Raw genomic sequence first — 7,940 nt, 5'->3', positions numbered from 1 at the left:
GCTTATCAAAATCAGCCAGTAAGGCATCGATATCATCAGTATCGTCAACGCCTAAGGCATCAAGCTCTGCATCTAACTCAGCAGCAATTTCGGCGCTAAGATCGGGCTCAGGGATTTCAGGTTCAGATTCAGATTCAGGTTCATAAGCGGGTGTCGGCTTATCAAAGTCAGCGAGTAAGGCATCGATATCGTCATTAGAAGTCATTGCCACATCATTATCGGATTCAACAGCGGAATTCGATAAGGTGTCGCTAAGATCATCAACTACCACAGATTCTGATGCCGTTTTTGCGATTGGAGCACTAAACTCGGCAAGTAAAGCATCAAGATCATCTGTATCTGCTGCCGACGCCTTGGCAGATTGACTCGCGTCTATTTCAACATCGTTGTTTTGCTCAAAGCTAACATCATTCGTTTGGGCCAAATCGTTGCCAAAATTACGTTCTAATTCACTCAAATTATCTTTTGAGGTCTCTTCAGCATCTAAACCGGCTAATAACGCATCAAGGTCAGCTTCCTCAAGAATATTACCAGATTTAGGCTTGTCTTCTGGTATATCCGCTTCCTGATCGCCCATGGCTTCTGCCCATAAATCATCTAAAGACTGGCCTTCTTCCTCAACCTCAGATTCAACGGCAACACTCTGATCAATAAACATCTCAGAGGCCATATCCATTTGGTCGCTAGCGTCAGAGAGATCGTGCTCTGGTTGTAAATCAATACTCCCCATATCGAGTAAGCTGTCGATAGAATCAATAGGATCACGGTCTAAATGTACCGCCATATCATCTAAATTGTCATTATCCATACTCAGCGTAGTCGCCGCAGCGCCCGCAGCCATAGCCGCTTGCTGTGCCTGCATCTCGCGACGTTCTTTATTACGTTTGCGACGTAATAACCAGAACACTCCCAATAATAGCAATAGAGCAGGAATTACCGCTGCCGCAACCATTAACATGGGATTATTAAGGAAATTGCGCCATAGGTCATCGGGTTCAGCAGGAGGCTCGATGTCAGCTTGTGCATCGGTTGGATCGGATATTTGAGCCGCTTCAACCTCGGTTTTTAACGCTTGGTTTTGTAGCTTACTGGCTTGTAGCGTTTCTTCTAATACGGCAATGCGTTGATTTAACTCTTCAACTTTCACTTTTAATGCTTCAACATCGGAATTGCGTACGGCGAGCTGATCTTGCGTTCTAGCTAATTCATCGGTTAAGGACAGGTTTTTACTTTCAGCAGCCTCTAACCGTGCAGTGTTATCCGAACTCACCATTTTAGGGGTAGCTTGAACCTGCGTATCTACAGCGGGTACTGGCGCAACGCTTGTATCTGCAGCTTTAGTATCAGCTACAACTGGTGCTGGCGCAGTTGTTTGAGGTGTTACGACCTTTTCGGCGACAACCGTTGGCACTGTGACAGGTGCAACTACTGGTGCTTTAACCATCGTTACCTTGGCTGCCGGTTTAGCTGTGTTCTTTGCCGCGCGAGAGGGTTTATCACTTTGCTCGGCTCTTGCTATCGCTAAACGATTAGGAATAGATTGCATGACATCTTTAGATGGGATGAGCAGGATCATGCCGCGTTCTAAACTGTTGTAGCTGGCAGAATTAAACGCGTGGGGATTGGCATCGTATAACGCGGCCATCACTTGATAAACACTGACACTGGCATCAGGGCGGACTTTTTGCGCTATGCTCCAAAAAGTGTCTTTAGATGTCGTAGGGCCGTATTGATGATTAACCTGACGAATTTGCCCATCTGGCCCCATGATTTTTAAAGGTTTTAATCTTGATGTGTCTGCGGCAATGGCGGGATCAACAAAATAAGTAATGGAAGAAACGGCTAAAACAGTGGCCATCAGACCCACAAGATACGAAGTGCGAAATGTCATCAATCCTTCCCTTTGAAGCGCTATAAAGTTATCTCACTGATAACAGGCTTTAGGCAATTGTATTTATTGAGATTACTATAAACCAGAAATCCCTACCCTGCTACTGTTCACAATTGTAAAACAAAAAAAGCCTGCTGACTGCAGGCTTTTTAAATGGACATCAATTACTTTCTAAAACCTAGTAATAATCTCTTACTAAGATCTCGGCAATCTGCACACTATTTAAGGCTGCGCCCTTACGAATATTGTCTGACACAACCCACAGATTAATGCCGTGAGAATGGGAGATATCCTTGCGAATACGGCCAACATACACGGGATCAGTGCCAGCACCATCAGTCACGGCCGTAGGATAATCGTCATCGGACTCGAACAATACCACGCCATCAGCATTACGCAGTAACGCTTTTATGTCTTCCGCATCGACAGGTTGACGAGTTTCGATGTTGATTGCTTCAGAGTGACCATAAAACACCGGGACACGCACAGCAGTCGCATTCACTAATATCTCATCGTCACCGAAAATTTTCTGGGTTTCCCAGACCATTTTCATTTCTTCTTTGGTATAGCCATTATCCATAAACTTATCGATTTGTGGCAATACGTTAAAAGCAATTTGCTTTGGATACACTTCAGCTTCCGCGGGTAAGCCCTGCAGAAGTTTAGTGCACTGATGTGCCAATTCTTCAATCGCTTTTTTACCCGTACCCGATACCGATTGGTAAGTGGCGACGTTAATGCGAGTAATGCCATAAGCATCATAAATCGGTTTAAGCGCCACCAGCATTTGAATGGTAGAACAATTGGGATTGGCAATAATATTACGATTGCGGAAATCGGCAATGGCATGCGGGTTCACTTCGGGTATGACTAAAGGAACATCGATGTCATATCTAAAGTGTGAAGTGTTATCAATCACAACACAGCCCGCTTCAGCTGCAATCGGTGCCCATTTGGCAGAAACATCACCTCCTGCGGAGAAAAAACCAATTTGGGCTTGAGTCCAATCGAAGGTTTCTACGTCGAGAATGGTAATTTGTTTGCCATGGAAGCTGACCGTTTCACCGGCGCTGCGGCTACTGGCTAAAGGGTACAAATTGGCAATCGGGAAATTACGCTCTTCGAGGATCTCTATCATAGTTTGACCCACTGCGCCCGATGCACCTAAAACGACAACATTAAATTCCTGTGACATGGCTACTGACCGACTCCTGAAAAACCTAAATTGGATAACCAATTTACATCAGATAGGTTGTTATAAGCCAGTGCCAATGCACTAAATTCGCGTCGATGTAGGTGATTTTTTCTCATAATGTCAAAGCCATTCTCATTTAAGAATGTATTTCTGAATATCAGGTCATCGTCGCGCAAATCATAAACAAAGCGCGCAAGTTGTAATAAGGCTTTTTCATTCGGCGCCGTCATAAACTCGACTTCCTTAATATTGAAGGTCGGCAATAAATCGATAAGACTTTTATCCGCAGGAAGATTAAGTAACAGAGACAGTTTTTGATAAAGCATAAAAGTGCCGCGCGCCTTACCTTCTAAACTGTAACCTGCGATATGCGGTGTGGCGAACTCTGCAAGCTTTACCAGTTCTGGCAAGGGTTTAGGCTCACCTTCCCACACATCGAGCACTAATTTAAGATCCGTACGTTTTTGCTTAACCTTAATAAGTGCTTGATTATCAATCACATCACCACGGCAGCAATTAACTAGCCACGTATTTGGCTTTAGCGCGCTTAAACGCGCCTCATCGAATAAATGCTTGGTCTTGTGCTCACCCGTGCGCGTAATAGGCACATGTAAACTGATAATATCTGCCTGCGCCATGATGGTATCTAAACTGACAAAACTGCGTGGGTCGCCCTCCGCAGCTTTGATGGGGTCATTAAGTAACACTTTAATACCATAGGCTTGTAAACATTTTGCCGTTGCAGTTCCGGTATTACCCGCACCAACGATACCGACCACTTTTCCTTTCAGTGGTGAGTTAACACGCTGCGCTAATTCCAGCATAGCAATAAAAGCAAATTCACCGACGGCGGTGGCATTACAACCCGGCGCATTGGAAAAGGGAATGTTGCACTTTGCGAGGTAAGCTAAATCCACATGGTCAGTGCCAATAGTGGCACTGCCCACAAATTTCAGTTGATGATTACCCGCGAGCAACTCCGCATTAACGTTAGTTATCGAGCGCACTAGCAACACATCAGCATCGCGCACTTGCGCAGCCGTTAAGCTGCGACCATTGAACGGAATAACCTCACCCATGTCGCTAAACAGAGCCGTAGCGTAGGGCATATTTTCATCGACTAAAATTTTCATAGGCACCTGATTCTAAAAATGTGGCAAAGGAAGGCATCAAGATGCTTGGTATTCTAACAAGACTTAAGAGATAAATCCTTGCCGATGCAACAGGTTCGCAAAAAGCACCAACAAAAAAGGAAGCCGAAGCTTCCTTTTTATACTGCTAGATAAACAAACTTATTTAAATTTTCGCATCACTAACGTGGCGTTTGTACCACCAAAACCAAAACTGTTGCTCATAACGGTAGTCAGTTCAGCATCGCGATATTCTCTAACGATTGGCATACCTTTCGCCGCTTCATCAAGATTATCGATATTGATGCTTGGAGCAATAAAGCTGTTTTCCATCATCAACAAGCTGTAAATAGCTTCATGCACACCTGCAGCACCTAATGCATGGCCAGTCATCGATTTAGTCGATGCGATAGGTGGGCATTGGTCTTTGAACACTTCACGTAGCGCTTCTAACTCACGCATATCGCCGACTGGCGTTGAAGTGCCATGAGTGTTGATGTAATCAATCGGAGTATCGACATCAGCCATGGCTAATTTCATGCAACGAACTGCGCCTTCACCCGATGGAGCAACCATGTCATAACCGTCTGACGATGCGCCATAACCAATCACTTCAGCATAAATTTTTGCGCCGCGAGCCAGAGCGTGCTCTAACTCTTCAACCACAACAATACCGCCGCCGCCAGAAATAACAAAACCATCACGGTCGGCATCATAGGTACGCGAAGCTTTTTCAGGTGTGGCATTGTACTTAGTAGACAGCGCGCCCATAGCATCAAAGCCCATGGTCAATGTCCAATCCACTTCTTCAGCACCACCAGCAAATACCATATCTTGCTTACCCATTTGGATAAGCTCTGCAGCGTGGCCAATACAGTGGGCGCTGGTTGCGCAAGCTGAACTGATTGAATAGTTCATGCCTTTAATTTTAAACGGTGTGGCTAAGCAAGCGCTGGCGGTGCTCGACATAATACGTGGCACAATATACGGGCCAACACGTTTAACGCCTTTTTCACGCAGAGTATCTGCAGATTGTACTTGGTTAGACGATGATGCACCGCCAGTACCAACAATCAAACCTACGCGCGGATCTGAATACTGCTCTTCCGTTAAATTGGCATCGCTAATGGCTTCTTTCATTGCAATGTATGCATAAGCCGCAGCATCGCCCATGAAGCGCAGTGCTTTACGATCGATATGCTCAGCAGGGTTTAATTTGATATCTCCCCATACATGGCTACGTAATTGCATTTCTTCAAATTGAGCGGAATGCGTAATACCACTGCGGCCCGCTTTCAGTGACTCGGTCACTTCTTGCTTGTTATTACCGATACTTGAAACAACACCCATTCCGGTGATCACGACTCTTTTCATTTTATTGCTACCCATTGTGTACATATCAGTACCTACTTTTCGCTGAGCCAATAATATCTGTTTTGACTCAATTAAGTGGTCAGCTTTCCATAAAGATGCGTAAAATAATGCCTATTATGAGACCGAGAGTAAATTTCTTTGACTGCAGAGCTCGATAAACCTTGCCAAATTAAGCGTGATTACCAGCAATTAATCAACCTTTATCCCGCAACAGATCACCCTGATGCGCACTATGCCAGCAAATTGCGCGTTTATCAGCAGCAGATATTTAAGGTTAATGCACAGCAAAAATTGCTCGTGCTAGGACAAATTGGCTTAGGTAACGGACTTGAGATGTTATCTTGGTGGCACACACAAGCCAATCTTAACCAACGTTTACTGCTTAAAGTCTTCGAACCCAACCCCATTAATGCCTACGAACTTAAATTACTTTGGGATCAATCACACACATCAATGGCTGTACTAGGCAGTGAATTAAAGCTTGATTCAGACTTCAGATTTAAGTTTGACACTAAGCTTAACCCATTAGCGCAAAGCTTACTCTATGCTGCGCCTGCGGCTATTATAGGCTGCCAAAGATTTATTTTTGATGACGGTCGTATCACAATTGATTTGCACTTTGGTGATATTCACACTCAACTCTCTTCATTCATCCATTCGCCACAGCACCCCATTTACCACTGGTTAGTACTGCCCCATCTGCAAAACCTGCTACATTCTCAAATCTACTGGCAAATGGCTAAACTCAGTGATGACAATTCAACGATTGCAGGTGTTGGATTAACTGAAACGACGCTTAATAGCATGAAAACCTGCGGTTTTGAGGTGAATGATTACAGTAACCGTGATTACAGTAACACTGATGATATAAGCTTCTCCAAAAAGCCACTTAATGACCATCGTGATACCGTACTATTGCACGAGCGCCATGTATTGCGTCAGCAAGACGCTAAAGTCTATGCCTTTAATCCTACGGCGCCAATGTTATCCTCAGAAATATCCTCCCCAATTGCCATTATTGGTGGTGGATTAGCTTCGGCGCATTTAGCCTTGTCTTTAGCAGAGCGCGGCCAAGACACGCAACTATTTTGTAAAGATGCTCAGCTCGGCCAAGGCGCATCGGGCAACCGTCAGGGCGCAATTTATCCGTTACTCACGCCTGAAAATGATGAATTGAGCTGTTTTTTCCAACAGGCATTTTTATTTAGCCGACGCCGAGTGCAATCTCTTACCGCTGCTAGCGCCGAAAATCAAACATCTATTGCCCATGATTTTTGCGGTGTACTGCAAACTGCCCACGATGAGCGCAGCCATTTAAGACTGAATAAAATAATAAAAAGCCAAGATTGGCCACAGGAGATTGCCTACGCCGTCGATGCCGAGCAAGCCAATGCCATTGCCAAGATTAAGCTTGATAAACCCGGCTTTTTTTATCCTTTAGGTGGCTGGGTTTGCCCATTTGAATATGCCGAGGCCGCCATACAAAAAGCAATGGAGCTTACCGAGGTCAAACTCAATCTCAATACTGACATCCTTAACATTGAGCGCCAAACCGATGGCTGGTATTTATTAACTGACAATCGCCGTTTTGGTCCCTTTGCTCAGCTCGTGCTCGCTAATGGCGCAGAGCTCACGCAATTTGATGCCAGTAATCAATTACAAATCAGCCCTTTTCGCGGCCAGGTCAGCCATGTGCCAGCTCAATTTGAATTGAGTCAACTTGCGACAGTGCTGTGTGCTAACGGTTATTTAACGCCGAGCCATGAAGGGCTGCATTGCCTTGGTGCCAGTTACGTTAAAGATCCTGCACATCTGGACTTTTGTCCGCAGGAACAGCAAGACAATCTTGCAAAAATGCATGAGAGTTATCCCAACCAGAGCTGGCTTGAAAATATTGATATGAGTGACAACAATGCCCGCATTGGGGTGAGAATGGTGACGCGGGATCATTTTCCTATGATGGGGTGTGCGCCAGACGTAACAAAAATTTTTAAAGATTATCAGCAACATCAACAAACTAAAGAGAGTCGACACTACTGGCAAATAACGCCAGCGCCGGTGCATCAAGGGCTGTATATTCTCGGCGGATTGGGCTCTCGGGGATTAAGTTCAGGGCCACTAGCTGCCGAATGCCTTGCGGCGCAGCTTTGCGGCGAGCCAATACCGCTCGACAAAAAAACCTTATGTAAACTTAACCCTAATCGTATGTGGCTGCGTAAGTTACTCAAGGGCAAAGCCCTTTAGGCGGCAAGTGACTTGAAAAGGAACAAGTCACTTAAAAAAGAAAGTCTTGTAACGAAAAAGGGATTAAACCTTAGCTTAATCCCTTTATAACATCTTTTCTGTAAAC

5 protein-coding genes are annotated in these 7,940 nt (G+C 44.9%); 1 reads left to right on the top strand and 4 read right to left on the bottom strand.

From position 1 onward, the window contains the following. The 4 genes from L2717_RS14175 to fabB all read right to left on the bottom strand — a co-directional run. The coding region (locus tag L2717_RS14175) for a FimV/HubP family polar landmark protein (protein ID WP_283106105.1) at nucleotides 1–1,891 on the bottom strand (1,891 nt) is incomplete at its 3' end. Between the two features lie 178 nt (nucleotides 1,892–2,069). Continuing rightward, the gene (locus L2717_RS14170) at nucleotides 2,070–3,086 is read right to left on the bottom strand and encodes an aspartate-semialdehyde dehydrogenase (RefSeq protein WP_220772968.1); all 1,017 of its coding nucleotides are present in this window, start codon (nucleotides 3,084–3,086) and stop codon (nucleotides 2,070–2,072) included. Between the two features lie 2 nt (nucleotides 3,087–3,088). Then, a complete protein-coding gene (locus L2717_RS14165; RefSeq protein ID WP_220772967.1) occupies nucleotides 3,089–4,219 on the bottom strand; it encodes a 4-phosphoerythronate dehydrogenase in 1,131 nt (376 codons plus the stop codon). 159 nt (nucleotides 4,220–4,378) lie between these two features. Beyond that, nucleotides 4,379–5,590: a beta-ketoacyl-ACP synthase I gene (gene fabB / locus L2717_RS14160; RefSeq protein ID WP_220772966.1), complete on the bottom strand. Its 1,212-nt coding sequence runs from the start codon at nucleotides 5,588–5,590 to the stop codon at nucleotides 4,379–4,381. Between the two features lie 138 nt (nucleotides 5,591–5,728). Between fabB and mnmC1 the strand changes: the two genes are divergently transcribed. Further along, nucleotides 5,729–7,834, top strand: a complete 2,106-nt coding sequence (gene mnmC1 / locus L2717_RS14155) for an FAD-dependent 5-carboxymethylaminomethyl-2-thiouridine(34) oxidoreductase MnmC1 (RefSeq protein WP_220772965.1) — start codon at nucleotides 5,729–5,731, stop codon at nucleotides 7,832–7,834. The last annotated feature ends 106 nt before the right edge of the window (nucleotides 7,835–7,940 follow it).

The sequence above is a fragment of the Shewanella glacialipiscicola genome (assembly GCF_023283485.1).
GTDB classification, from domain to species: Bacteria; Pseudomonadota; Gammaproteobacteria; order Enterobacterales; family Shewanellaceae; genus Shewanella; species Shewanella glacialipiscicola.
This window is presented reverse-complemented; position numbering and strand designations above follow the sequence as displayed.